24 protein-coding genes are annotated in these 26,440 nt (G+C 64.5%); 8 read left to right on the forward strand and 16 right to left on the reverse strand.

The window, feature by feature from the left end:
- Nucleotides 1–77: 77 nt before the first annotated feature.
- Nucleotides 78–710 carry a class I SAM-dependent DNA methyltransferase gene (locus LB566_RS14135; RefSeq protein ID WP_318012848.1) on the forward strand — a complete coding sequence of 211 codons (633 nt, stop codon included), beginning with the start codon at nt 78–80 and terminating at the stop codon, nt 708–710.
- On the opposite strand, the gene LB566_RS14140 is transcribed toward LB566_RS14135, so the two are convergent.
- Both LB566_RS14140 and LB566_RS14145 read right to left on the reverse strand, forming a co-directional pair.
- Nucleotides 711–3,164 carry an FAD-dependent oxidoreductase gene (locus tag LB566_RS14140; RefSeq protein ID WP_224624844.1) on the reverse strand — a complete coding sequence of 818 codons (2,454 nt, stop codon included), beginning with the start codon at nt 3,162–3,164 and terminating at the stop codon, nt 711–713.
- Nucleotides 3,165–3,168: 4 nt separating this feature from the next.
- Nucleotides 3,169–4,047, reverse strand: a complete 879-nt coding sequence (locus tag LB566_RS14145) for a phosphotransferase family protein (protein ID WP_140550216.1) — start codon at nt 4,045–4,047, stop codon at nt 3,169–3,171.
- A gap of 443 nt (nt 4,048–4,490) precedes the next feature.
- On the opposite strand from LB566_RS14145, the gene LB566_RS14150 reads away from it, so the two are divergent.
- Nucleotides 4,491–5,261: a DeoR/GlpR family DNA-binding transcription regulator gene (locus LB566_RS14150; RefSeq protein ID WP_140550215.1), complete on the forward strand. Its 771-nt coding sequence runs from the start codon at nt 4,491–4,493 to the stop codon at nt 5,259–5,261.
- Between the two features lies 1 nt (nt 5,262).
- On the opposite strand, the gene LB566_RS14155 is transcribed toward LB566_RS14150, so the two are convergent.
- Nucleotides 5,263–6,162 (reverse strand): NAD(P)/FAD-dependent oxidoreductase, encoded by a 900-nt coding sequence (locus tag LB566_RS14155; protein WP_224624845.1) that lies wholly within the window; start codon nt 6,160–6,162, stop codon nt 5,263–5,265.
- Nucleotides 6,152–6,601 (reverse strand): RrF2 family transcriptional regulator, encoded by a 450-nt coding sequence (locus LB566_RS14160; protein WP_140550213.1) that lies wholly within the window; start codon nt 6,599–6,601, stop codon nt 6,152–6,154. Before LB566_RS14160 ends, LB566_RS14155 begins: the two co-directional genes overlap by 11 nt.
- A gap of 90 nt (nt 6,602–6,691) precedes the next feature.
- Between LB566_RS14160 and LB566_RS14165 the strand changes: the two genes are divergently transcribed.
- The 6 genes from LB566_RS14165 (at nt 6,692) to LB566_RS14190 (ending at nt 13,619) form a co-directional block, all read left to right on the forward strand.
- Nucleotides 6,692–7,618 (forward strand): LysR substrate-binding domain-containing protein, encoded by a 927-nt coding sequence (locus tag LB566_RS14165; protein WP_027023699.1) that lies wholly within the window; start codon nt 6,692–6,694, stop codon nt 7,616–7,618.
- A 125-nt stretch (nt 7,619–7,743) separates the two neighbouring features.
- Nucleotides 7,744–8,898, forward strand: coding sequence for an ABC transporter substrate-binding protein (locus tag LB566_RS14170; RefSeq protein ID WP_224624846.1), 1,155 nt, complete (start codon nt 7,744–7,746; stop codon nt 8,896–8,898).
- A 194-nt stretch (nt 8,899–9,092) separates the two neighbouring features.
- The gene (locus LB566_RS14175; protein WP_224624847.1) at nt 9,093–10,091 is read left to right on the forward strand and encodes an ABC transporter ATP-binding protein; all 999 of its coding nucleotides are present in this window, start codon (nt 9,093–9,095) and stop codon (nt 10,089–10,091) included.
- Between the two features lie 241 nt (nt 10,092–10,332).
- Nucleotides 10,333–11,298, forward strand: coding sequence for an ABC transporter permease (locus tag LB566_RS14180; RefSeq protein WP_224624848.1), 966 nt, complete (start codon nt 10,333–10,335; stop codon nt 11,296–11,298).
- The gene (locus LB566_RS14185; RefSeq protein WP_224624849.1) at nt 11,288–12,103 is read left to right on the forward strand and encodes an ABC transporter permease; all 816 of its coding nucleotides are present in this window, start codon (nt 11,288–11,290) and stop codon (nt 12,101–12,103) included. Before LB566_RS14180 ends, LB566_RS14185 begins: the two co-directional genes overlap by 11 nt.
- An 88-nt stretch (nt 12,104–12,191) precedes the next feature.
- The gene (locus LB566_RS14190; protein ID WP_224624850.1) at nt 12,192–13,619 is read left to right on the forward strand and encodes a gamma-aminobutyraldehyde dehydrogenase; all 1,428 of its coding nucleotides are present in this window, start codon (nt 12,192–12,194) and stop codon (nt 13,617–13,619) included.
- Nucleotides 13,620–13,770: 151 nt separating this feature from the next.
- Here the strand turns inward: LB566_RS14190 and LB566_RS14195 are convergent, their stop codons facing one another.
- The 12 genes from LB566_RS14195 to LB566_RS14250 form a co-directional block, all read right to left on the reverse strand.
- Entirely contained in the window at nt 13,771–15,180 is a 1,410-nt protein-coding gene (locus tag LB566_RS14195) for an FAD-binding oxidoreductase (RefSeq protein ID WP_224624851.1), read from the reverse strand.
- A 286-nt stretch (nt 15,181–15,466) separates the two neighbouring features.
- Nucleotides 15,467–15,781 (reverse strand): hypothetical protein, encoded by a 315-nt coding sequence (locus LB566_RS14200; protein ID WP_140550205.1) that lies wholly within the window; start codon nt 15,779–15,781, stop codon nt 15,467–15,469.
- A gap of 39 nt (nt 15,782–15,820) precedes the next feature.
- Entirely contained in the window at nt 15,821–16,183 is a 363-nt protein-coding gene (locus tag LB566_RS14205; RefSeq protein WP_140550490.1) for a nuclear transport factor 2 family protein, read from the reverse strand.
- An 80-nt stretch (nt 16,184–16,263) separates the two neighbouring features.
- Nucleotides 16,264–16,743 (reverse strand): carboxymuconolactone decarboxylase family protein, encoded by a 480-nt coding sequence (locus tag LB566_RS14210; protein ID WP_224624852.1) that lies wholly within the window; start codon nt 16,741–16,743, stop codon nt 16,264–16,266.
- Between the two features lie 108 nt (nt 16,744–16,851).
- Nucleotides 16,852–18,405: an alpha/beta fold hydrolase gene (locus LB566_RS14215; RefSeq protein ID WP_224624853.1), complete on the reverse strand. Its 1,554-nt coding sequence runs from the start codon at nt 18,403–18,405 to the stop codon at nt 16,852–16,854.
- Nucleotides 18,406–18,517: 112 nt separating this feature from the next.
- The gene (locus LB566_RS14220; RefSeq protein ID WP_224624854.1) at nt 18,518–18,829 is read right to left on the reverse strand and encodes a formate dehydrogenase subunit delta; all 312 of its coding nucleotides are present in this window, start codon (nt 18,827–18,829) and stop codon (nt 18,518–18,520) included.
- Entirely contained in the window at nt 18,819–19,619 is an 801-nt protein-coding gene (gene fdhD / locus LB566_RS14225; protein WP_263498177.1) for a formate dehydrogenase accessory sulfurtransferase FdhD, read from the reverse strand. Before fdhD ends, LB566_RS14220 begins: the two co-directional genes overlap by 11 nt.
- 159 nt (nt 19,620–19,778) lie before the next feature.
- Nucleotides 19,779–22,688: a formate dehydrogenase subunit alpha gene (gene fdhF, locus LB566_RS14230; protein ID WP_224624856.1), complete on the reverse strand. Its 2,910-nt coding sequence runs from the start codon at nt 22,686–22,688 to the stop codon at nt 19,779–19,781.
- Between the two features lie 10 nt (nt 22,689–22,698).
- Nucleotides 22,699–24,255: a formate dehydrogenase beta subunit gene (locus LB566_RS14235; RefSeq protein ID WP_224624857.1), complete on the reverse strand. Its 1,557-nt coding sequence runs from the start codon at nt 24,253–24,255 to the stop codon at nt 22,699–22,701.
- Nucleotides 24,252–24,731, reverse strand: coding sequence for a formate dehydrogenase subunit gamma (locus LB566_RS14240; protein ID WP_224624858.1), 480 nt, complete (start codon nt 24,729–24,731; stop codon nt 24,252–24,254). Before LB566_RS14240 ends, LB566_RS14235 begins: the two co-directional genes overlap by 4 nt.
- 132 nt (nt 24,732–24,863) lie before the next feature.
- Complete coding sequence (locus LB566_RS14245; protein ID WP_224624859.1) at nt 24,864–25,763, reverse strand: LysR family transcriptional regulator; 900 nt, start codon at nt 25,761–25,763, stop codon at nt 24,864–24,866.
- A 91-nt stretch (nt 25,764–25,854) separates the two neighbouring features.
- Entirely contained in the window at nt 25,855–26,232 is a 378-nt protein-coding gene (locus LB566_RS14250) for a VOC family protein (RefSeq protein WP_224624860.1), read from the reverse strand.
- Nucleotides 26,233–26,440 lie beyond the last annotated feature (208 nt).

Consider the following 26,440-nt stretch of genomic DNA (forward strand, 5'->3'; position numbering starts at 1 on the left):
AGCGACGGTTCCACAAAATTCGTGCTTTGGCTATCATCCGTGCGAGACCAATTTAGGGCATGGCGGACAGGACAAAAGTGACCGACAGCAAGCATAAGGGCGCGCTTGGCGCTGCCTACGCGGCCAAGCGCCCGGAAGAAGTGGCGGCGCTCTATGACCGTTGGTCGCAGACCTACGACAGCGACATGTCGGCGGCCGGCTATCGCCATCCCACTATCTGCCTGGCCTTGCTGGCCCGCCATCTGCCGCGCGGTTCGGCCCCGCTGCTCGATGCGGGGGCCGGCACGGGGCTCATCGGCGAATGGCTTGACATTGCCGGCTATCCCGAGGTCGAGGCGCTCGACATCTCGCAAGGCATGCTGGATCAGGCAAAGCGCAAGGGCGTCTATTCGACCCTGCATTGCCTGGCGCTTGGCGGGCCGCTGCCCTTTGCCGACAACGCCTATGCCGGGGTGATCTCGGCCGGCGTCTTTACCTCGGGCCATGTCGGTGCCGAAGGGCTGGACGAACTGATCCGCATCTGCCGGCCGGGCGGCGTGATCGTGCTGACGGTCAAGAACACGCTCTGGGATCTGGGCTTTGCCGCGCGAGTCGCGGACCTGGAGGCGCAGGGGCTGGTCACCCGCATCGAGGAAACGCGCCCTTACGTCTCGATGCCGGGCGAGGCCGACACGGTGCCCAGCCGCTGCCTAGCCTTGCGTGTGACCTGATTACGCTTTGATCCTGATCCCCGCCGGATCATACATCGGCTCGAGATGGATCTTTGCCGGCGTGCGCTGCATCGCCACGACCAGCTCATAGCGGCCCGAGGCGAGAAAATCGTCGCTCACGCCGTCGGCATTGCGCACATAGCCGTAGCCGATGTTCTTCTCCACAGTGTAGCCATAGCCGCCGCTGCTGAGATAGCCGACCGGCTCGCCATTGCGCAGGATCGTCTCGCGTCCGACGAGCACGATTTCAGGATCGTCGACCGTGAAGCCGGCGAAACGCTTCTTCAGTGCACCGCCAGTGATCTTCTCCAAGGCGCGCCGCCCGACGAAATCCGTATTCTTGCGAAGCTTCACCGCCCAGCCGAGGCCGGCCTCCAGCGGCGTGTCGTTGGGGGTGATGTCGGATCCCCAGGCGCGATAGCCCTTTTCCAGCCGCAGCGATTCCAGCGCCCGGTAGCCGACCGGGCGGATGTCATGTTGCTTGCCTGCCGCCATCAACGCGTCGAAGATCTCGCCGGTTGCCGAGATCGGCACATGCAGCTCCCAGCCGAGTTCCCCGACATAGGTGACGCGCAACGCCCGCACGGTGTGGCCGGCAACGACAATCTCGCGGGCATGGCCGAATGGGAAACCGCTGTTGGAAACATCGGCATCGGTCACGCCGGCCAGCACCTCGCGGGCGCGCGGTCCCATCAGCGACAGCGTGCCGAAATCCTCGGTGACGTCGGTGAGCGTGACGTCGAGCTCCTTTTCGATGTGGTCGCCGATCCAGGACAGGTCATGGGTGCGGAAACCCGTGCCGGTGACGATGTAGAACCTGTCCTCGCCGAACCGCGATACGGTGAGATCGGCCTCTATGCCGCCGCGCGTGTTGAGAAGCTGCGTATAGGTCAGCCGGCCGGCCAGCTTGTTGACGTCGTTGGCGCAGATCCAGTCCAGCGCCTTCAGCGCGTCGGGCCCGCTCAGTTCGTATTTGGCGAAGGACGACTGGTCGAAGATGCCGACATGCTCGCGCACATGGCGATGTTCGTCGCCGACGGCAGAAAACCAGTTCTGCCGGCCCATGGAATAGACGTCACGCGGCTCGACGCCTTCGGGGGCGAACCAGTTCGGCCGCTCCCAGCCGAGCTTCGAGCCGAACACGGCGCGGTGCTGCTTCAGCCTGTTGTACAGCGGCGAAACGATGCGCGGCCGGCCGGAAAGATACTCCTCATGCGGAAAGCCGATCGTGTAGTGCTTGCCATAGGCTTCCAGCGTGCGCTCGCGGACCCAGTGCCGGTCGCGATGCAGGCTGGAAAAACGCCTGATGTCGACGACCCACAGATCGAACGGCGCCTCGCCATCGACCACCCATTGCGCCAGCACCCAGCCGGCGCCGCCGCCCGAAGCGATGCCGAAGGCGTTGAAGCCGGCGCCGACGAACATGTTGGCGCATTCGGGCGCCGCGCCGAGGATGAAATTGCCGTCCGGTGTGAAACTCTCTGCCCCGTTGATCATCTGCTTGACGCCGACGGTTTCCAGGGCCGGCACGCGCGCGATCGCCTGGCTCATATGCTGTTCGAAATGATCATAATCGTCGTCGAACAGCCTGAACTCCCAGTCGTTGGGCACGTCGCCCCCGGGGAGATCAGTCGTCCAGGCCTGCGGGTTCGGCTCATAGCCGCCCATTACCAGCCCGCCGACCTCTTCCTTGAAATAGGTGCGCCGGTCCGGGTCGCGGATGGTCGGGACTTCGGTCGCCAGCCCGTCGATCTTCTCGGTGACGATAAACTGGTGCTTCACCGGCTGCAGCGGCACGTTGATGCCGGCCATGGCGCCAACCTGCCGCGCCCATTGTCCGGCGCAGTTCACCACCTTGTCGCAGGCGATGTCACCCTTGCTGGTTTTCACCGCAATGACGCGGCCGTCCTTGATCTCGAAGCCGGTGACGCGCACATCCTCGTAAAGCCTTGCACCATGCATGCGCGCGCCCTTGGCCAGCGACTGGGTGATGTCGGATGGGCTCGCCTGACCGTCGGTCGGCAGCCAGGAGGCGCCGACGAGATCGCCGGTTTCCATCAGCGGCCACATGGTCTTGACCTCCGCCGGTGACAGCAACTGCATGTCCATGCCGAAACTCTTTGCCGTTGTCGCCAGCCTCTCGTACTCGGTCCAGCGGTCGGCATTGGTGGCAAGGCGCAGGCATCCGCTCATCTTCCAGCCGGTGGCAAGGCCGGTCTCGGCCTCCAGACCCTTGTAGAGGTCGACCGAATATTTGAGCACGCGCGTGATCGAGGCCGACGAGCGCAGTTGCCCGACCAGCCCGGCGGCGTGCCAGGTCGAGCCCGAGGTCAGCTTGCCCTGTTCGAGCAGCACCACATCTGCCTTGTGGTCGCGGGCCAGATGGTAGGCTGTCGAGCAGCCGATAATGCCGCCGCCGATGACGACGATCGCTGCCTGGGTTGGCAAAGTCATGGGTTCAGGTCCCGTATTTCGTCCGGTAGTTTTCCAGCGCGGCGTCGAGCCGGGTCAGGTTTTCTTCCGTGTAGGCGACGTAGTCGATGCCGGGCACGTCGAGGTAGAGTTCCGAAACCATGCTCCACATCGCCTCGCGCAGCAGGGAGGCGCATTGCATGGCCGCATGCGAGCGGCGGATCGCCTCATCCGGCTCCTTCATGAAATAGGCAGTCAGGAAGGCGAAGGATTCCTCGTCGCTCATGCCGGCGTTCGAGGCGACGCCGGCAAGGTCGAACATCGCGGTGTTGAAGCCGGCATATTCGAAGTCGATCAGCCATAGCCTGCTACCGTCGTCGAGAATATTCGCCGGCAAAAGATCATTGTGGCCGAACACGATAGGCAGCAGTTTCTGGGCGCGTTCGAGTTCGTCGGCCAGCACCAGCAGGCGCGGCAGGTCGCTCGCCTTGCGGCTGCCGGCGTCCTCCAGCGTGCGCGCATAGTCGCGGATGACGTGGAACACCCAGAACATGAAGCCGGCACCGGAGACGTGGTTGGGCATCTCGCGGTGGAAGCCGCGCATAAGGACGGCGACACGGCCGAGATTGGCGCGCACGTCCTCAGCCAGACAGGTCTTGGCGCCGAGATACTCCGTCACCAGAATGCCAGGTTCGGCATGGCGGACCGCAGGCGCGAAACCGGCGGCATGCGCGGCGCGTGCGGTCATCACCTCACGCTCGCGAAAGACGTGGTGGAAGGGATAGTCCCTGCCAAAGCGCACGACATGCCTCCCGGCCGCGTCCTTGACCAGATAGTTGGCATTGCTCAGTCCGCCGGGCAGCGGCTCGATCTCGACGCTGCCTGTCCAGCAAGGCAGGGCGCGGATGCGGTCCTCGGCCGTCATGAATTCGCCCTTCGTCCGGCAAGGCGCCGACGGAGCGGCGGCGCCGGGGCGCCCCGCCGTTTGTCCGGTCGCTCGTTCTGGCAAAGACCTCGCCGGCGCGGCATTCGGGATCGGTATCCCGCGCCGCACCGACGAGCCCCACGTGCCGGGCTCTTCGAGGCCGGCATCCGCCCCCGCGGATGAGAAAATTCTTCCAGTCGCCCTCGCGTCAGGCAGTTTCCAGACCTTGGGGCACACAAATTCGGATCAGGCTCCGCTATCGCTCTTCCGTGGCAGTGCGAGCCTGACACGGCATCAGTGTCACGCCGGGTAAGCCATCTTGTCAACGAGATTCTGTGGCTTTTTCTGTTTTCCTGCCCGTATTCTTTTGAGATTCCGTGTAATATGCGGCAGATTTGCTATAGAAGCGGTCACTGCATCATGGCGCGACCGGAAGTGACCCGATGAGCCATTCCAAGCGACACGGCGAAATCCTGCGGTTTCTGCAGGAGGAAGGCACCGTCACCATCGCCAGCCTGGCCGACCGGCTGGGCGTTTCGCTGGAAACCGTGCGCCGCGACGTCAAGCCCCTTACCAGCGACGGCTCGCTCCTGAAGATGCATGGCGCCGTGGGCCTGCCGTCGACGATCGGCGAAGCGCCGTTCGAACGGCGCATGCGCGAGAACGCCGAGGCCAAGCGCCTCATCGCCCGCATGGTCGCCGCCACCATCCGCGACGGCGAATCGATCATGCTCGACACGGGAACGACCACCTCGTTCCTGGCGCGTGAACTGCTCGGCCATCGGCGGCTGACGGTCGTCACCAACTCATCCGACATCGCCCGCACGCTGGCCACCGTCAACGGCAACAAGGTCTACATGGCCGGCGGCGAGCTGCGCAGCGATTCCGGCGCCGCCTTTGGCGCCTCGGCCATCGACTTCGTCAGCCGCTTCTCGGTCAGCCACGCGGTGATCTCGACGGGCGCTGTCGATGCGGTGACGGGTGTCATGGATTACGATCTCGACGAGGCCGAGTTCGCCCGCATGGTGCTGTCGCGCGGCCAGCGTTCGCTCGTCGTCACCGATCATTCCAAGTTCGGGCGCCAGGGCCTGGTCCAGGTCTGCGGCTTCGATGGCTTTTCCGAACTCGCCACCGACCGGCCGCCGCCGCGCGACATCGCTGCTGGCCTGGCGCAGGCCGGCGCGCGGCTCAGCATCGCGGGCGACGCAGCCTGACCTAACCGAATACCAGCGACTGGTGGGCGCATATGCCGGCGAAGGCGCCGCCCGACACGGCGAAGGCGATGTTGTGCATCGCGCGTGACGCGTCCCCGGCGGCGTAGACGCCGGGGACCGTCGTCTGCTGCCTGTCATCGACTGATATCACCGGGCCGAGGGGACCGTCCGTGAAGCCGCAACCGAGCTGTTCGGCCAGCGGGCTCGCCATGCTATTGCGCGGCGCGGTGAATATCGCGCGGACCCCGGCCTTTCGGCCGCCGTCGAGGATCACCGTCAAGCCGCCCGCGCCATCCTCCCGCAGTCCGGCGACCGTAGCGGGTTCGAACTTCACATTCTTGCCTTCCAGGGCAGACATCTGTTCGGCATCGGGCTCGACCAGGCCGTTGCCGAACAGCGTGACGTCGCCCCAGTCGGCGATCAACTGCGCCTGATGCAGGGACATGGGCCCGGTCGCGAGCACGCCAAGCGGTCTGCCGGAAACTTCGTAGCCGTGGCAATAGGGGCAGTGCAGCACGGTCTTGCCCCACTGCTCGGCAAGCCCGGGAACCTCCGGCAGGATGTCGCGCACGCCGGTGGCCAGAACCACCCGCGCGGCGCCAAAGGTCTCGCCGCCCTCTGTGCTGATTTCGAAGTCGCTGCTGCTATTGGCGACTGCCTTGTCCGCACGTCCCTTGACAAGCCGGGCTGTCGGATAGGCCAGCAATTGCCGTCTTGCCTCTTCCAGGATGGCGCCGGGCGTGCGCCCGTCCTGGCCGAGGAAACCGTGCGAATGCGCGGCGAACCGATTTCGGGGCTGGCCGGCGTCGATCACCAGGACGTTGCGCCGGGCCCGGGCCGCCTGGATGGCGGCGGACAGGCCGGCAAAGCTGCCGCCGACGACGGCAAGATCATACTGCATGGCTGGATACTCCGATGAGGTCGTAACGGCGGCGGAAGTCGGCGCTCAGGTCGGCCAGCGTGATGCGGCTGAGCTTCTCCGCCAGCAGCTTCTCCGCCGCGATGCGAAAATCGTCCAGGACGGCGATCACGGCCTGCTCGACAAGGCAGCCGGGGCTTTCCGGCTCGGTGCCGAACGGCAGCAGCGTCTCGCCAAGCGCGGCGCTGATTTCGGCCAGCGAGATCTTGTCGGGCCGGCGCCCGAGCAGCCAACCGCCGCCATGCCCGCGTGAAGAGGTGACGATGCCGGCATCCCGCAACCCGGCGATGGTGCGGCGCACCACGACCGGATTGGTGTGGATGAAGGTGGCAAGCTGCTCCGAAGTCAGCGCCCGCTCGGGCTTCTCGGCCATGTGGACCAGAATGTGCAAGGTGGAGGACAGCCGGCTGTTGCGTTTCATGTAACTCGTTTAGTTACGATTCTGGAAGTCGTCAAGTTGCCGATCCGTTTCCACTTCCCAGTGTCGTCTCCGCCGTGTTTAGTCCCGGCCATGGCTTTCACCATCCGCCAGTTACAGTTCTTCATCGCCGTTGCCGAGCAGGGCACGGTGTCGGGTGCTGCGCAGAACCTCTCCATTTCGCAATCCTCGGTCACCGAAGCGATCAAGGAGCTCGAAGGCGATCTCGGCGTCGAATTGTTCGACCGCCATCCGCGCGGCCTCAACATCACCCATAAGGGTCACCAGTTCCTGCGTCATGCCACCAAGATCCTGGCCGATGTGTCCGATGCGCGCCGCGCCTTCCTCGGTGAGCAGGCGACAGCGGGCGGCAGGCTGCAGCTCGGCGTCACCTCGCTGGTCGCCGGCTATGTGCTGTCGGACCTGCTTGCCCGCTACCGCCGTGCCTATCCCGGCGTGGAGGTCTCCGCCATCGAGGACAATGGCGACTATCTCGAGCATCTGCTGATCGGCGGCAAGCTGGACATCGCCGTGATGGTCACGTCCAATCTGCGCGACCGAACCGCGCTGCAATCCGAAATCCTCGAAGTCTCGGCCTACCGCCTGTGGCTGCCGCTCGGGCATCCGCTCGCCGGCGCCGACATCATCGGCATCGGCGACATCGCATCGGAGCCTCTGATCATGCTGACCGTCGACGAGATCGAGGAGAATACCGGCAAGCTGCTGACGGCAATCGGCGCCAAGCCGCATGTCGCCTTCCGCACCCGCTCGGTCGAAGCGGTGCGCAGCCTGGTCGCCACCGGCGCGGGCGTGGCCCTGCTGCCCGACCTCGTCTACCGGCCGTGGTCGCTGGAAGGCGACCGTATCGAGTCGCGCGACGTCTCCGGCGCCTTGCCCGTCGTCCAGGTCGGGATGGTCTGGCGCCGCGGCTCCGGCCTGCCGCAGGCTGCGCGCGATTTCATCGGCCTCGCGCAGTCGCAGCGCATGGTTCGCCAGCGCCCCGACAAGAACGGCCGCTGATCTATCGGAAAAACCGATATCCCCCTTCTGATAAATGAATTTGCGAAACCGGGATTTTCACAGCACCTTCGCTACAGGGAACAAAGCCGCCGCCGAAGCGCGGACCTATCAATGGGAGATCGACGATGAATTCATTCCTGAAGTCATGCACTGCATTGACCGTCGCGCTGACCTTCTCCGGCCAAGCCATCGCCCAGGTCACGGAACTCGGCAAGGGTGAAGGCGAGGTCAATATCGTCGCCTGGCCGGGCTATATCGAGCGTGGCGAGACCGACAAGGGCTATGACTGGGTCACCGCCTTCGAGAAGGAAAGCGGCTGCAAGGTCAACGTCAAGACCGCCAACACGTCGGACGAGATGGTCTCGCTGATGAACGAGGGCGGCTTCGACCTCGTCACCGCTTCGGGTGATGCGTCGCTGCGCCTCGTCGCCGGCAAGCGCGTGCAGCCGATCAACACCGATCTCATCCCGAGTTGGAAGACGGTCGACGACCGCATCAAGGACGCGCCCTGGTTCACCGTCGACAAGGTGCATTATGGCGTCCCCTACCAGTGGGGGCCGAACGTCCTGATGTACAATACCGATGTCTTCAAGGAAGCGCCCAAGAGCTGGAACGTCGTCTTCGAGGAGATGAAGCTGCCGGACGGCAAGTCCAACAAGGGCCGCGTCCAGGCCTATGACGGCCCGATCCACATTGCCGATGCCGCCAACTACCTGATGTTCCACAAGCCGGAGCTCGGCATCAAGGATCCTTACGAATTGAACGAGGACCAGTACAAGGCCGCGCTTGAGTTGCTGCGTGTCCAGCGCACGCTGGTCGGCCGCTACTGGCACGATGCCGCCATCCAGGTCGACGATTTCCAGAACGAAGGCGTGGTTGCTTCCGGCTCGTGGCCATACCAGGTCAACACGCTGGTCGCGGCCAAGAAGCCCGTCGCCTCGACCGTGCCGGAGGAAGGCGTCACCGGCTGGGCCGACACCACGATGATGGAGGCCGACGCGGCACATCCGAACTGCGCCTATATGTGGCTCGAACACTCGCTCTCGCCCAAGGTGCAGGGCGACGTCTCGGCCTGGTTCGGCTCGCTGCCGGTCGTCCCCGCCGCCTGCAAGGGCAACGAATTGCTGACCGACGAAGGCTGCAAGACCAACGGCTACGACAATTTCGACAAGATCAAGTTCTGGAAGACGCCGGTGACCAAATGCGCCACCCAGAACGACCAGTGCGTGCCCTATTACCGCTGGGTGTCGGACTATATCGGCGTCATCGGCGGGCGGTGACCTAGCTTTACTCAGCCGAAGTCGGCGCTGCCCCTGACCCCAGCCCTCTCCCCGTGAACAACGGGGAGAGGGGGGCCGGCAGCGTTGGAGCGCTTCCCTTCTCCCGTCGCTATACGGGGAGAAGGTGTGGGCAGACGGATGAGGGGCGGCGCCGCCGCTTGAAAATTGATGAGCCCGGCAGATCAGGACACCCGATGACCTCAGCCGTTTCCTTTCAGAAAGTCTCGCGTCATTTCGGCAGCGTGCGCGCCGTCGACGCGGTCGACCTCGAAATCGCGCCGGGCGAGTTTTTCGCCATGCTCGGGCCGTCCGGTTCCGGCAAAACGACCTGCCTGCGTCTCATTGCCGGCTTCGAGCAGCCGACGGCGGGTTCGGTCTCGATCTTCGGCGAGCGCGCCGTGGGCGTTCCGCCCTATCGCCGCAACGTCAACACTGTCTTCCAGGACTATGCGCTGTTCCCGCATCTCGACGTGCTCGACAACGTCGCCTACGGATTGATGGTCAAGGGCGTCGGCAAGGCCGGCCGGCACAAGGCTGCGGAAGAGGCGCTGTCGCTGGTCAGGCTGCCCGGCTACGGCGCCCGCCGCCCTGGCCAGCTTTCCGGCGGTCAGCGCCAGCGCGTCGCGCTGGCCCGCGCACTTGTCAATCAACCCAAGGTGCTGCTGCTCGACGAGCCGCTCGGCGCGCTCGACCTGAAATTGCGCGAGAACATGCAGGAAGAGCTGAAGTCGCTGCAAAAGGCGCTCGGCATAACTTTCGTCTTCGTCACCCATGATCAGGGCGAGGCGCTGTCGATGGCCGATCGCGTCGCCGTCTTCAACGACGGCAGGATCATGCAGATCGGCACGCCGGAAGATATCTACCAGCGGCCGAGCACCCGCTTCGTCGCCGATTTCGTCGGCTCCTCCAACGTGCTGCCGCCCGATTTCGTCCAGCGCTATTGCGGCCAGCGCCGCTGGGGCAGCCTGCGACCCGAATCCATCCGCGTTGGCCGCGCCGCGAAAGGCGACGGCGTGGCCGCGCGCCTCGTCGCGACCAACTATCTCGGCGCCACCACCAGGCTGGCGCTCGACGCCGACGGTCTGAAATTGCACGCCGTCGTGCCGGCTGGCACGGCCTTGCCTAGGGAAGGCGAGGTGGTGGTGCTCACCTTCAACCGGGAGAGCCTGCATTTGATGGACGAGCCGGTGTGATGGCTAATAGGCTAACCGAGGTGCTCTACGGCGCCCCCCTCTGGCCTGCCGGCCATCTCCCCCACGAGGGGGGAGATTGGATTTCACCTCGGCTTTCGCCAATCACCAACGTCGCAGAACGGGCGCCGCGGGCCAAGCTGCCGATCTCCCCCCTTGTGGGGAAGATGTCCGGCAGGCCAGAGGGGGGCGCCGTAGAGCGCGGCCTTGCTGGCCTTGATCCGGTGAGAACGTCAGGCGCGTCATGACCATTGCCGCGCTCAACCCCAATCCGGCCCCAGCCATCCTGCCCGGCGGCGGCGGCCTGCGTGGTGCGCTGTCGGACCTGTTCTGGCGCAGGCCGCAACTGCTCCTTCTGCTCATGCTTTTGCCGCCGGTCCTGTGGCTCGGCATCGTCTATATCGGCTCGTTGTTTGCGCTTCTGGCGCAGAGCTTCTTTTCGATCGACGAGTTCTCCGGCCTCATCAACCGCCAGTTTACGTTGAAGACCTATGGCGACCTGTTGCAGGCCGCCAATCTCGACATCATCCTGCGCACGGTGACGATGGCGGCCCTGGTGACGCTGGCCGCGTCTGTCGTCGCTTTCCCCATTGCCTATTACGCGGCGCGCTATGCGCGCGGCCGCTGGAAGGCGCTGTTCTATCTCGGCGTCATGCTGCCGCTGTGGTCGAGCTACCTGGTCAAGATCTATGCCTGGAAATTGATCCTGGCCAAGGAAGGTATCCTCACTTGGCTGCTCGCCAAGCTGAACCTGCTGTGGTTGCTCGATGCCTGGCTGTCGCTGCCCATCGTCGGCGGCAACTCGCTGTCGGTGTCGTTCACCGGCACCTTCATCGTTTTCCTCTATGTCTGGCTGCCCTTCATGATCCTGCCGGTGCAGGCAGCCCTCGAGCGCGTGCCCGGCAATCTGGTCGAGGCCTCTTCCGATCTTGGCGCCTCGCCCGGCCAGACTTTTCGCAATGTGTTGTTCCCGCTGGCGTTGCCCGGCATCGTTGCCGGTTCGATCTTCACCTTTTCGCTGACATTGGGCGACTACATCATCCCGCAGATCATCGGCACGTCGCGCCTGTTCATCGGCCAGGCCGTCTATTCGCAGCAAGGCACGGCCGGCAACATCCCGCTCGCCGCCGCCTTCACAGTGGTGCCGATCGTCATCATGGGCTTCTACCTCTGGGGCGCCAAGCGCATGGGGGCCTTCGATGCGCTCTGACCGTGCCCAATCGGCTCCGCTTGGCCTCAAAATCGCCGCCGCCTGCGGGTTGCTGTTCCTGCATCTGCCGATCCTGCTGATCTTCGTCTATGCCTTCACGACGGAAGAGAAGAGCTTCGTCTGGCCGCCGCCGGGGCTCACCACGCAATGGTTCGCCGTCACCTGGAACCGGCCGGATGTCTGGCAGGCATTGTCGCTTTCGGTCAGGGTCGCCGCCATCTCGACCGCGATCGCGCTGGTGCTCGGCACGCTTTGCGCCGCCGCGGTGTCACGGACGAAGTTCTTCGGCCGTGAAACCATCTCGCTGCTGGTCATCCTGCCGATCGCGCTGCCCGGCATCATCACGGGCATCGCGCTGCGTTCCGCCTTCGCGCTGGCCGACATTCCGTTCTCGTTCTGGACGATCGTGCTCGGCCACGCCACCTTCTGCGTGGTCGTGGTCTACAACAATGCCGTCGCCCGCTTCCGCCGCACCTCGGGCTCGATGATCGAGGCCTCGATGGATCTCGGCGCCGACGGTTTCCAGACCTTCCGGCATGTCGTGTTGCCGAACATCGCCACCGCGCTGCTTGCCGGCGGCATGCTGGCCTTCGCCCTGTCGTTCGACGAGGTCATCGTCACCACCTTCACCGCCGGCCAGCAGCAGACGCTGCCGATCTGGATGCTTGAGGAACTGATCCGCCCGCGCCAGCGCCCGGTCACCAATGTCGTGGCCATGGTGGTGGTGCTGGTGACGCTGCTGCCGATCCTCGCCGCCTACTACCTGACCCGCGACGGCGACCAGATCGCCGGCAGCGGGAAATGAAAACAGCGAACAGGGAATAGCGAGTAGCGAATAGGGAAATCGTTAGCCTAACCCTATTCGCTACTCGCTCCTCTTCAAGGAGAAACCAATGGACACCCAGATGCTGATCGGCTCGAAGTTCGAGAAAGGCACCGAGACCGAAGAGCCGATCCTCAATCCGAAGACCGGGGCGATCATTCTCAATCTTCCCGAGGCGAGCCCGGCGCAGATCGAGACGGCCGTGACGGCTGCCGGGAAGGCGTTCGCGGCGTGGTCTCGAACCACGCCCGCGCAGCGCTCGGGCTACCTCCTTAAGATCGCCGACCGGATAGAGGCGGAAGCCAGGGAATTCGCGGCGCTCGAGGCGCTGAACTGCGGCAAGCCGATCAATGCCGTGCTCAATGACGAAATCCCGGCGATCGTCGACTGCTACCGCTTCTTCGCCGGGGCCGTCCGCTCCATGCCCGGCCAGGTCGCCGGCGAGTACCTGCCCGGCCACACCTCGATGGTCAGGCGCGATCCGATCGGCATCGTCGCTTCCATCGCGCCGTGGAACTACCCCTTGATGATGATGGCCTGGAAGCTGGCGCCGGCGATCGGCGGCGGCAACACGGTCGTCTTCAAACCGTCGGAACAGACACCGCTGACGGCGCTGAAACTGGCGAAGATCCTGGCCGAAATCCTGCCCGAGGGCGTCGTCAATGTCGTGCTCGGACGCGGCGACAGCGTGGGCAACACGCTGATCAACCATCCCAAGGTCAACATGATCTCGATCACCGGTGACGTCGCCACCGGCAAGAAGGTGCTGCAGGCGGCCGCCAAGTCGGTCAAGCGCACGCATCTGGAACTCGGCGGCAAGGCCCCGGTCATCGTCTTCGACGATGCCGACCTCGGCGCCGTGGTCAACGGCCTGCGCGCCTTCGGCTACTACAATGCCGGCCAGGACTGCACCGCCGCCTGCCGCATCTATGCCGGCAAGAAGGTATACGACAAGCTCGTCGCCGATCTCTCTTTGGCTGTGTCGACCATCAAGTACAATCTGCCGGACGATGCCGAGAACGAGATCGGCCCGCTGATCTCGCGCCGCCAGCGCGATCGTGTCTCAAGCTTCGTCGAGCGCGCCTCGGAATTGAAGCACATCGAGATCACCACTGGCGGCAAGCCGGGCGAGGGCACCGGCTTCTACTATCAGCCGACCGTCGTCGCGGGCGCCTTGCAGGAGGACGAGATCGTGCGCCGCGAAGTCTTCGGCCCGGTCGTCTCGGTCACCCGCTTCTCGGAAGTCGACGAGGCGGTGAACTGGGCCAACGACAGCGATTATGGCCTGGCGTCGTCGGTGTGGACCAGGGACGTCTCGCGCGCCATGGCGACCGCCGCTCGCCTGCAATATGGCTGCACCTGGATCAACACCCACTTCATGCTGACCAACGAGATGCCGCATGGCGGGCTGAAGCAGTCGGGTTACGGCAAGGACATGTCGCTCTACGCGCTGGAGGATTATACCGCCGTGCGCCATGTGATGGTGGCGCACGGGTAATCTGTCTCCTTCCGGCAAAGGCGGATATTATATGGCTGTGGCCGGCGCCGGCGACCCCGCTCGAGAGGGTCGTCCGCGCCATTCCACTTCGCGATTGCGCTGCATCTGACAGGCACGGCCGCCGAACGGCATCAGCGGCGAAACCCCCGCACTACGCGGCCGTCCGGCCCTGCATCGCCGATGTCGCGGGCTTGATGTTCTGGTTGACCCGGAAGACATTGGACGGGTCGTAGGTTCGCTTAACCTGGCTCAGCCGTTCGTAATTCCCGCCATAGCTCGCCTGCAAGCGCGCGTCCCCTTCATCGTCCATCATGAAGTTCACGTAGCCGCCCTCGCCATTATGGGGATGGACGCTCGCCCAGTAGTTCCGGGCCCACGCTGTCAGGTCGGCGGCTTTGCCCGGATCGGGATCGATGGCGGCGATGACCATCGACCAACTTGCGTCACGCGCGTTCCAGGCGGTCTCGTCCTTGCCGACGCGGCGGACGGCGCCGTCGATCGGATATAGATGCATGAGCGACAATTCGCTGGGCGCCTCGGCGGCTTGTGCGATATGGGTCGCGATCGCTTCGTCGGGAAGCGACTTGACGAAATCGCCCTTCCAGTACCATTGCAGGCCTTTCGGAAGGAGCGGGTCGAATAGCGACTGCATCGCCGGGAACGGCATTACACCCATCCAGTTGAACATTGGCGGCGGCAAGGTGTCCAGCAGCGGCGCCATGGCCTTGCGGCCGTCCTCCTCCGTGCCGTTGTAGCACGAGATGATGGCACAGGCGCGCTTGCCCCAATGCTCGCGCGGGAACGGATCGGTCGAGGGGACGGCCTTCAGGCCGACGAAAGCGCCGAGATCCTCCGGCGCCTCCGGCAGGTAGTCGCGATAGGTACGCATGACCGCCGGTGCGTGCCTGGCCTCCCAGAATACCGGACCGCCGAAGATCATGTTCACGGGATGAGCCTGGAACAGGAAGCTGGTTACCACGCCGAAATTGCCGCCGCCGCCCCGGAGCGCCCAGAACAGGTCGGGATTCTCATCTTTGCTGGCCCTCGCCAGACTGCCATCGGCCAGCACAAGATCGGCCTCGATCAGATTATCGATGGTGAGACCGTATTTGCGCGTGAGATAGCCCGTTCCTCCACCAAGGGTGAGACCGGCGACGCCCGTGGTCGAAACGATGCCGAACGGAACGGCGAGCGCGAAAGGATGGGTGGCGTGGTCCACGTCGCCCGAAGTGCAGCCGGGCGCGACCCTCACGGTGCGGGTTTTCGGGTCGACATGGACGCCTTTCATCATCGACAGGTCGATGACGAGACCGTTGTCGCAAATCCCCAATCCCGCGCCGTTGTGGCCGCCGCTGCGTACGGCGATGAGGAGGTCGTTTATGCGCGCGAACCTTACGGCGGTGATCACGTCGGCGACATCGACGCAGCGTGCAATCAGTGCCGGGCTCTTGTCGATCATGCCGTTGTAGACCTTGCGGGCCTCCTCATAGCCGGCTTCGCCGCGTAGGATCAGCTCTCCGCGCAAGCCTTCACGCAGTTTTGTATAGGTTTCGTCGGTCATCGGTTTCCTCCCTGATCGCGCCTGCGCCATATGGTTTCGACGCGACGATTTATCTTGTTGCTTTGTTTGTGCCGTCCATCCGTCGGGTGCGCAGATGGTGCAGGGGAGCACATTGCACCGATCCGGCTCCTCGCTGCTTCGCCCGAAAGGGCCAGTGGGGAAATGGCCCAGGAGAGCCATAGCGGGCAGGCGAAAGCCGTGTGGTAGGGAAAGCGCGTCGCGTCGAAAGGGACCGATGCGGCGCGCTTCAGATCGTCTTTCCATGGGCACCTTTGGGCGACATGCACTATTCGACGATGCGGAAAATCTGCCAGAGGCTGGTGCCCGACACGATGTAAGGCTCGATCTCCTTGCCCCATTTGGCGTGCGCGTCGATCTTGCCGATCCTGGCGAAGAAGTCTTCCAACTGGGCCAGGCTTTCGACCTGGTGGTGAGATTCGACCGTCGCCTCCCGCGCGCCGATCGAACCCGTCATGATCTGGAACTTCAGGTCGGCGATACCGACCTGCGAACCGATCTCGCGTTCCCATTTCCGCATGAGTTCGAGCACGGTCTGCTTGTGTCCGAACCTGGCGTCGATCTGCCATCTGGCGCTGAACATTTTTTCCTCCTCCGAAGATGCGGCTGATGCCGCGATTGACTATTCGTCCCAGGCCTGCACGACGGTCTGTCGTGCAATCCGCCCGTCCTTGAGTTCCAGCATCGCCGCACAGAACACCTTGGTCCCGTCCGGGTAGGCGCAAGCCTGGGTGAAGGCGAGATTGTCGCCATCGGCGATGGTGGTATCGACCTTATGGGTCATTGCCCGGCTGCAGATATCGTCCCAGAACGTGCTGATCGCCGCTCGGCCGCGGATCTCGCGCGGCCTGCTCGGCGGATTGTTGCGGTCGACGACCCGCAACACCGCATCGTCGGCGTAGAAGCTCGACAGCGTCTGTCCGTCGCGCCCTTCGATGGCTTTCTTGATTGCCGCGCCGTCAACGGCCTGTGTCTTGGTCAGCATTTCATCCTCCATGGGCCCGTCTTCGCGATCGGGCGGTTGATGAGCAAAGTGCTGCCCGGCGGTCATCGCCGGGCAGGGCGTCACTGCGACTTGGCCTTCACGGCCGCGAACACGTTATCGGTCTGCTTCTTGAAGGCCGAGAGATCGACCTGGCTACCGTTGAGCATCGTCGACCAGTGGCGAACGATCGCCGCCATCGCCACCGCTTCCTTGATCTCCTCGTCGCTCGCGCCGTTGAGCTTGGCGGCCTCGGTATGGAAGTAGACGCAGTACTGGCAAGGAATCTGCGAGGCGACGGCAAGTCCCATGAGTTCCTTGGTCTTTCCGTCCAGTGCGGTCTTGGGGTTGAGCTGCATCGATTTGATCTCGGCCCAGGCACCGGCGACCGCTACGTCCGGCAAAGTCCTGAACATGTCCGGCACGGAGCCGAGCGTGGCCTCTATGTCCTTGTATGCTGCCGTCGCGGAGGCGTCCTCGGCCCGCGCCGGAGCCAGGGCCAGCAAGGCGCCGGCGCCTGCCGCGATGACGAGCAATCTGGTCTTGCGACTTGATTTCAGCATTTCATCCTCCCTTCGCAGTGCCGTTGCGGCGATATCGCCTGGCCTGCATGCGGAAGAATTGATAATCCCCGACGCCTTCGGTCGCTTCGCCCGAAAGCGCCATGGCCTTTATGGCCCGTGCGGGCCAGGATTCCGTGCCGAAAACGCGGCCGCCGCCGCCCGCGACGGCAGGTCGAGCTTGAGCAATATGTTGGCCACGTGACGCTTGACGGTATGCTCGCTGAGGTTGAGTTCGGCGGCGATCGCGGCATTGCTTTTGCCATCGGCGATCAGGCTCACCACCTCGCTCTCGCGCGCCGTCAGCGTCGCCGGCTCGGCAGGTCTGGGCTTGGATCGGCAGGCGGGTTCCAGATGCTGCTCGGACGTCGCAAGGACAAGTGCCAGCGGCTCGTCCAATTCGTCCAGCGCGATGCGTCCGCCATCGATGAAATGGAGGCCTGAGCCGGTCGCCAGGTCGGAAACCAGCCGCGACGCCAGGATGTCGCCGCGGCTGGCATGGGCGGCAAGTTGTATGGCGACGCGTGCGGTCAGGCCGACCGGCGGTCCGCGCATCTCGATCTCGCCGACATGCACGCCCTGCGCGCTGGCCACGCCGATCTCCTGCGCCGCTTCGCGCAATGCGGCCGCGCAGCGTATCGCGCGCGCCGGACCGTCGAAGCGCGAGATCATCAGCTCGCCATGCGTGCCCGCGGGCCGTCCGCCATGGCGCCCCACCAGCAGTCGCCAGGTCTCCTGGAAGCGCTGGCTGCGCTCACTCCACATGCGGTCGCCAAGGCGCGCCGTGTCGTAGATACGCGTCACCAGCAATGCGGCAAGCACGCGTTCGCTGTCGGCCACGGCCGGCTCGCCGGTCAGGAATTCCTCGATCAGGTCGGCGACCCGGTCGACGTCACCGGTCCATACCGGGTGGTCGCGCCCGGGGATTTCGACAAGCCGGGCGTTCGGGATCTTCCGGGCGAGGAAGCGGCTGGCATCGGGATCGACGCGCGCGTCGTTGCGGCGGTGGATCAGCAGCGTCGGCGCGCTGATCGCCGACAGAATGCCGCGCACGTCTATGCCGGCGTTCATGCGCGCCAGTGCCGCCGCCGCCGTCGGGCTTGCCGACAACCGTTCGAACCGCGACCACCAGGCGGCAAAGTGACTGTCCTCCACGCGCCCGGGCGCAAAATGCGGCAAGGTGGCGCCAGTGCCCCAGGCGGTTTCCGTCGTCGCGATGAATGCGTCCAGCCGTTCCGGCGGCATCACCCATCGGTGGAAATGGGCATAGCCGCCATAGAGCACCAGGGCGCGCGTCCGCTCCGGATAGGTAGCAGCGAACAGCATGGCCATCGGAGCGCCTTCCGAGGCGCCGAGCAGGGCCGCGCGGCCGCTGCCGGCGGCATCCATCACCGCACGCACGTCGTCCATGCGCGTTTCGAGGCTGGGGAGATGGTTGGCATCGACCCGGTCGGACAGGCCGGTGCCGCGCTTGTCGAACAGGATCAGCCTTGAAAAGGCGGAAAGCCGTTTCAGCAGCCTGCTATAGCCTTCATCCTCCCAATGTAGGTCGAGATTGGAGATGAAGCCCGGCACGAAAACGAGATCGAACGCGCCTTGGCCGACCACCTGATAGGCGATCCGCACGTCGCCGCTACGGGCGTATCGGGTCTCGATCGGCCTCACGAGTTGTTCCGCCCGGCCTGACGATTTCGGATCGCCGACCATAGCAGAGCTGCGTCGCTTGGGGCAGCTTAAACTTTAGCGGAAGGAAATATAAGCGGACGCGAACCAATGGCTATTTTTGCGAGGCGGCTACGTCGCCCGGTGGGAGCTTGAGCCCGAGCTTCAGATCAGCTTCGGCGGGCGTGATCGGCCGCTTGATCCTGGTCGAGGCAGCCACGACGAGTTCATCGAAGCCATCGCTGCCGCTGTCCAGCATCTCGAAGAACTGACGCCGCATCCTCGGTTCCCAGAATTTGTTGATATGCTCGGCCACGCCGGCCACGCCTTCTTCGCGCGGCCTGGAGTGGAAAAAGGCCGCGATCTGGTTGGCCATCCGCACCAGCTTCTCGCTGGTGCTCATGATGTGGTCTTCGTCATGCGACATGTTTGGCAACTCCGCGGACCACCCGGTCGGGATGGGTGAAAATATCGAAATCGTCGCCGCGAACCAAGGCCACCAGCGTCATGCCGGCTTCTTCGGCGGTGCGGACGGCAAGCGCGGTCGGCGCCGAGACGGCGATGATGAAGGGCGAGCCGATCGCCGCCGTCTTCTGCACCATCTCGACGGAGACGCGCGACGTCACCACCACCGCGCCGATCGCGCCGTCGATGCCGGCCTTGGCCAATGCGCCGGCCAGCTTGTCCAGTGCGTTGTGACGACCGACATCCTCGCGCGCAATGACGGTGCCCTTGCCGGGAATATAGAAGCCGGCGGCATGCACCGCGCCCGTCTCGCTGTGCAGCGGCTGCATCTTGGCGAGAAGCTTGACGGAACGGACGATGTCGCCGGCATCAAGCGTAAGTTTAGACGCACCAACCGTATCGACCGAGCGCATCGCTTCCTCGATGGATTCGATGCCGCAGAGCCCGCAGCCAACCGGTCCGGCGAGCCTGCGCCGCCGCGCCTCGAAGCGCGTGTTGGCCTGGTCCTTCAGTCGAATCTGGATGTCGATGCCGGCGCCGAGATCCTCGACCTCGATCGCCTCGATCTCGTCGGGTGAAGCGATGATGCCTTCGGTCAGCGAGAAACCGAGCGCGAAATCCTTCAAATCGGCCGGGCTCGCCATCATCACCGCGTGCGTCGTGCCCGCGAAGGAGAACGCCACCGGCGTTTCTTCCGGCACCATGCGGCGGGCCGCTGCCGTGCCGCTGGCGCGGCGAGCGAGACGGGACATTTCGGTGATGGCGGGGCGTTTGCGGGTCACGAGACGCACCCCTCGCGCCTTTCCTCTCCCCCGTCGATCGGGGAAGAGGTGTCGAGCGAAGCTCGACGGAGTGGGGGGCGATCAACCGTCAAGATTGAAGCTCTTATTGTCGAACGTCTCGTCCAAATTCTACTCCGCCGCTTCCAGCGGCGCGATGCGGCGGCTGTTGCGCGCGTGCTCGTCATAGTCGCGTTGCCATTCCGATGGTCCGTTGGAGGCACCGACCTGCACCGCCGTCACCTTATATTCCGGACAGTTGGTTGCCCAGTCCGAGAAGTCCGTGGTGATGACATTGGCCTGCGTGTCGGGATGGTGGAAGGTCGTATAGACCACGCCCGGTGACACCCTGTCGGTGATCTGCGCGCGCAGCGTCGTCTCGCCGGAGCGGCTGGTCAGCCGCACCCAGTCGCCGTCGCGCAGGCCGCGGTTCTCGGCGTCGTGCGGATGGACCTCCAGCCGGTCCTCGGAGTGCCACATGACATTGTCCGTGCGCCGCGTCTGCGCGCCGACATTGTACTGCGACAGGATCCGGCCGGTGGTCAAAAGCAGCGGGAAGCGCGGTCCGGTTCGCTCGTCCGTCGCCACGTATTCGGTGCGGATGAACTTGCCCTTGCCGCGCACGAAGCCGTCGACATGCATGATCGGAGTTCCGAGGGGGGCCTTCTCGTTGCAGGGCCATTGCACCGATCCGACGCGGTCGAGCAGCTCGAAGGAAACACCGGCGAAGCTCGGCGTCGTCTTGGCGATCTCGTCCATGATCTGCGACGGATGCGTATAGTTCCAGTCGAGCCCGATGGCGCGGGCAAGCTCCTGCGTCGCTTCCCAGTCGGCGTAGCGCGCCTTCGGTTCCAGCACCTTGCGCACCATGTTGATGCGGCGCTCGGCATTGGTGAAGGTGCCGTCCTTCTCGAGGAAGGTCGAGCCGGGCAGGAACACATGCGCGTAGTTCGCCGTCTCGTTGAGGAAGAGGTCGTGCACGACCACGCATTCCATCGCGGCCAGCCCGGCCGCGACATGCTTGGTGTCGGGATCGGACTGAAGAATGTCCTCGCCCTGGATGTAGATGCCCTTGAAGGACCCATCGACGGCGGCATCCAGCATGTTGGGGATGCGCAGCCCCGGTTCGTCGTCCAGCTTCACGCCCCACAGGCTTTCATAGATGTCGCGCACCGCGTCGCCCGAAATATGGCGATAGCCCGGCAGTTCGTGCGGGAAGGAACCCATGTCGCACGAGCCCTGCACGTTGTTCTGGCCGCGCAGCGGGTTCACGCCGACGCCCGGCCGGCCGATATTGCCGGTCGCCATGGCGAGGTTGGCGATCGCCATCACCGTGGTCGAGCCCTGGCTGTGCTCGGTGACGCCGAGACCATAATAGATCGCGCCGTTGCCGCCCTTGGCATAGAGGCGCGCAGCACCGCGGATCAGTTCGGGATCGACGCCGGACAGCTTGCCGACGATCTCCGGACTGTTCTCCGGCAGGGCGACGAAGGAGGCCCAATCCTGGAATTCCGTCCAGTCGCAGCGCTCGCGGATGAAGGCCTCGTCGAACAGGCCTTCGGTGACGATGACATGCGCCAGCGCCGTCAGCACGGCGACATTGGTGCCGGGTTTCAGCGGCAAGTGGTAGTCGGCTTCGATATGCGCCGACTTGACCATCTCGGTGCGGCGCGGGTCGAGCACGATCAGTTTGGCGCCCTGGCGCAGCCGCTTCTTCAGCCGCGAGGCGAACACCGGGTGTGCGGAAGCCGGATTGGCGCCGATGATGACGGCGACGTCGGTGAATTCGACGGAATCGAAATCCTGCGTCCCGGCCGAGGTGCCATAGGTCTGGCCAAGCCCGTAGCCGGTCGGCGAATGGCAGACGCGCGCGCAGGTATCGACATTGTTGTTGCGAAAACCCTGGCGCACCAGCTTCTGGACGAGATAGGTCTCCTCGTTGGTGCAGCGCGACGAGGTGATGCCGCCGATCGCGGTGCGTCCGTACTGGTACTGGATGCGGCGGAACTCCTTGGCCGTGTGGGTGATCGCCTCTTCCCAGCTCACCTCGCGCCACGGATCGCTGACCTTTTCGCGGATCATCGGCGACAGGATGCGGTCCTTGTGCGTGGCGTAGCCATAAGCGAAGCGGCCCTTCACGCAGGAATGGCCGTGATTGGCCTTGCCCTCCTTGTAGGGCATCATGCGGATGACCTCGTCGTCCTTCACTTCGGCCTTGAACGAGCAGCCGACGCCGCAATAGGCGCAGGTGGTCACGGCCGAGCGTTCCGGCAGGCCCTTGGCGAGCACTGTCTTCTCGCGCAGCGCATCGGTCGGGCAGGCCTGCACGCAGGCGCCGCAGGACACGCATTCGGAAGCGATGAAATCCTCGTGCATGCCGGCGACCATCCGCGATTCGAAGCCGCGGCCCTCGATCGTCAGCGCGAAGGTGCCCTGCACCTCTTCGCAAGCCCGCACGCAACGCGAACAGACGATGCATTGCGCCGGATCATAGGTGAAATAGGGGTTGGATTCGTCACGCGCGATGTAGTCGACGGCCAGCGAGCCGTGGCCGGGCGCGACGCCATCCTCCTTGACGTGGTTGCGGCCTTCGACACCGTAGCGGTTTTCGGTCAGGCCGACCGACTTCGCCACCGCGTCGAACTCGCTGGCGCCGGTACCGGCCTTCTCGTTCCAGCCGGTCGGGTGGTCTGAGACATAGAGCTCCATGACGCCGCGGCGAATGGCGTCGAGCCGTTCGGACTGCGTGTGCACCACCATGCCTTCGCCGACCGGCGTCGTGCAGGAAGCCGGCGTGCCGCCGCGGCCATCGATCTCGACCAGACAGACGCGGCAGGAGCCGAAGGAGTCCAGCATGTCGGTGGCGCACAGCTTCGGGATCTCGACCCCGCCTTCCATCGCGGCGCGCATGATCGACGTGCCTTCCGGCACGGTGATGCTGCGGCCGTCGACGGTCAGCGTGATCCGCTTCTCAGCCTTCGATTGCGGAGTTCCGTAATCGATCTCTTCGATGAGCGTCGGGAAGTCGGCCTTGATGTTCATCTGCCAGCTCCTATTCAGCAGCCACGCGCGCCGGCGCCGGCTTGAAATCCTCGGGGAAATGCGTGATCGAGCTCATCACCGGGTACGGCGTGAAGCCGCCCAGCGCGCAGAGCGATCCGAACTTCATCGTGTTGCAGAGATCGGTGACCAGGGCGAGGTTCTTCTCCGCCTCGATGCCGGCGGCGAGCCTGTCGATGGTCTCCACCCCGCGTGTCGAACCGATGCGGCAGGGCGTGCACTTGCCGCAGCTTTCGATGGCGCAGAACTCCATGGCGAAGCGCGCCTGCTTCAGCATGTCGGCGGTGTCGTCGAACACGGTGATGCCGGCATGGCCGATCAGTCCATCGCGCTTGGCGAATTCCTCATAATCGAACGGCGTGTCGAACAAAGCGCGCGGAAAATAGGCGCCGAGCGGGCCGCCGACCTGCACCGCCTTCACCGGCCGGCCGGTGGCCGTGCCGCCGCCGATATCGTCGACGATTTCGCCCAGCGTCATGCCGAAAGCCGCCTCGAACAGGCCGCCGCGCTTGACGTTGCCGGCGATCTGGATCGGGATCGTGCCGCGCGAGCGGCCCATGCCGAAATTCTTGTAGAAGGCGGCGCCCTTGTCCATGATGACAGGCACCGAAGCCAGCGAGATGACGTTGTTGATCACCGTCGGCTTGCCGAAAAGGCCCTGAACGGCCGGCAGCGGCGGCTTGGCGCGCACCACGCCGCGTTTGCCTTCCAGGCTGTTCAGAAGCGAGGTCTCCTCGCCGCAGACATAAGCGCCCGCGCCGACGCGGATCTCCATGTCGAAGGTGTTGGGCGAACCGAGCACGTTGAGGCCGAGCACGCCGGCCTTGCGGGCGACCTCGACGGCCTTGTTCATGACCGCCACCGCATGCGGATATTCCGAGCGGATGTAGACGAACCCCTTGGTCGCGCCGGTGGCGATGCCGGCGATCGCCATGCCTTCGATCAGCACGAAGGGATCGCCCTCCATGATCATGCGGTCGGCGAAGGTGGCGCTGTCGCCCTCGTCGGCGTTGCAGACGATGTATTTGCGCTCGGATGTCGTATCGAGCACGGTCTTCCATTTGATGCCGGTCGGGAAGCCGGCGCCGCCGCGGCCGCGCAGGCCGGACTCCGTAACCTGGCTGACGATCTCGGCCGGCGCCATGGCCACCGCGTTCTGCAGGCCCTTCAGCCCGCCAAGCGACTTGTAGGCGTCGAGCGACAGCGGGTCGTTGATGCCGCAGCGCGCGAAGGTCAGACGGGTCTGCTTGGCCAGGAACGGGATCTTGTCCGGCGCGCCCAACCAGCGCTTGTGATGGCCGCCGGTAAGAAAGCCGCTGTCGAACAAGCTCCTGACGTCGGACGGCTTCACCGGCCCGTAGGCGACGCGGCCGTTTGCTGTGGCGACCTCGACCATAGGCTCCAGGAAATAGGCGCCGCGCGATCCATTGCGGACGATCTTGGCCTCCACGCCGCGCTCGGCGAGTTCAGCACGAACAGCCTTGGCGACCCTTTCGGCACCGAGCGCCAGCGCGCCGGAATCGCCGGGAATGTAGATGCGCGGGATCATGAGCGCACCTCCGCGACGATCTCTTCGATCTTCTCGTTGTCGAGCCGCCCGATCACCTCGCCATCGAGCATCGCCGAGGGCGAGCAGGCACACAGCCCCAGGCAGTAGACCGGCTCCAGGGTCACCGAACCGTCTTTCGTCGTCTCGTGGAAATCAATGCCGAGCAATTGCTTGATCCTGGCGGCCACCGCGTCGGAACCCATCGACTGGCAGGCTTCGGCCTGGCAGAGCTTGAGCACATGCCGGCCTGCCGGGCGGGCGCGGAAATCGTGATAGAAGGTGACGACGCCGTGCACCTCCGCTCTGGAAAGGTTCAGTCCGTCGGCGATGACCGGGAGTGCTGCCTGCGGCACATGGCCGAACTCTTCCTGGATACCATGGAGGATCGGCAGTAGCGGACCTTCGAGATCCTTCAGCTCCTGGATGATCGCGGCCGTGCGCGATGCGATCTCGGTACTTGCAGGCTGCATCGTCACGCAGCGCCCTCCCTGGTCGGTGGCTTTGTCGCTAAGTCTTTACAAAATCAGGAGAAACCCCTGAAATCAATAAAGCTGATCCGTTGCTCGATAGAAATTTTCTATCGAGCTCCAGCACTCGCATTCCCTAACCTAGCGGCGGGCGCGGAAATCGTCTGCAAGCGCCATCGCCTCGTCCAGCAACGCCGAAACCAGCGGTGTGTGCGGTTCGCGCAGCGCGGCCACCAGCCCGACGGTGTGGCTGGCATCCGGCTCGACGATCGGGATGGCTCGGATAGGCTCGGAAAAGCCGAACGTTTCCGTGAGGTTGAGCGGCATGATCGAGGACCATTTGCCGGTGCGGATGTGCGAGAACAGCACGATCATCGAATTGGATTCCAGCGTCGGCCGCACCTCGACGCCGGCTTCGGCCAGGTGCTGGTCGATGATGCGGCGGTTCTGCATGTCGGGGGTAAGCAGGCAGAGCGGCAGGTGGCTGATCTCGGCCCATGTCACTTTGTCGCGGTCGGAATAGGGGTTTCCGATGGCGGTGATCAGCTGATAGCGCTCATCGTAGAGCGGTACGCTGGTCACTCGTCCGAGCGGCTCGTTGTCGAGATAGGTAATGCCGGCGTCGATGTCGAAATTGCCGAGAAGCGACAGCACTTCGATCGAGGTCCGCGACAGTACCGAGAAGGTGACGCCGGGGTGTTTTTCGCGGAATGGCGTCGTCAGCCGCGCCACCATGGCGAGCGCGGTGGGAATGGCGGCGATGCGGATACGTCCCGACAAGCCGTGCCGCGCCGCCCGCATCTCCTCGCGCATGGTCCTGGTATCGCCGACGATGCGGCGTGCCCACACCAGCACCTGCTTGCCTTCCGGGGTCAGGCCCTGGAAACGCGAGCCGCGCAGGACCAGCATCACGCCCAGCTGACCTTCAAGTTGCTTGATGCCGGCCGACAAGGTTGGCTGGGTGACGCCGCACACTTCGGCAGCCCGGCCGAAATGTTCTTCCTTGGCAAGCGCGATGAAAAATTCCAGCTTGTCGATCATATCTGAAGCTAACCGCCCCCGCCGCACCGCGCCAGAGGGCTGCTGCCAACTGCGATGTGGATCGCCCAAGCCGATGCTTGATCGCAGGAACCTATCGGTCGACGAGATTGAGGATGTTGCCATCCGGATCCTTGAACCAGGCGACCTTCATGCCGTGGCCGACATGGATGTCTCCTTCCAAGGTCAGGCCGGGCATCTCGTAGTGCTCGAAGGCAACGCCCTTCGATTTCAGCCCGCCGACGACGGTGTCGATCTCATCGCCAACCGTCCACGTCACCGCCGTCGCCTTGTTGGTTCCGGCGAACTGAGAGCGATAGACGTTGATCGTGGTGTCGCCGCTTTTGTACACGATCAGTTCGCCACCCTCGTCATGCACCTGTTTCAGGCCGAGCGTCCCCTCATAGAAAGCCTTTGCCTTCGCCAGGTCTTTCACCGCGAGGTTGGCCGTTGCGTTGCTGTTTGCAAGCATGATCGCTTCTCCTTCGCTGCTTGTCGTCCCCGGCGTCTCCTTGGAAATAGGTCGATCCGGTCGCTTGACGAGCCCAGCTTTGCCGGCGGCCAGCCAATTGCGAGCGGTGCCTGCAATTGGCTGCATCCACATCTTTCAGCCGGCTTACTGTTCCCCATGGGCGCATGCGGCGCTATGTGGATGGAACTGGTGCGCCGGGAGGGACGAA

This window comes from Mesorhizobium sp. CA13, assembly GCF_020165235.1.
Lineage (GTDB): Bacteria > Pseudomonadota > Alphaproteobacteria > Rhizobiales > Rhizobiaceae > Mesorhizobium.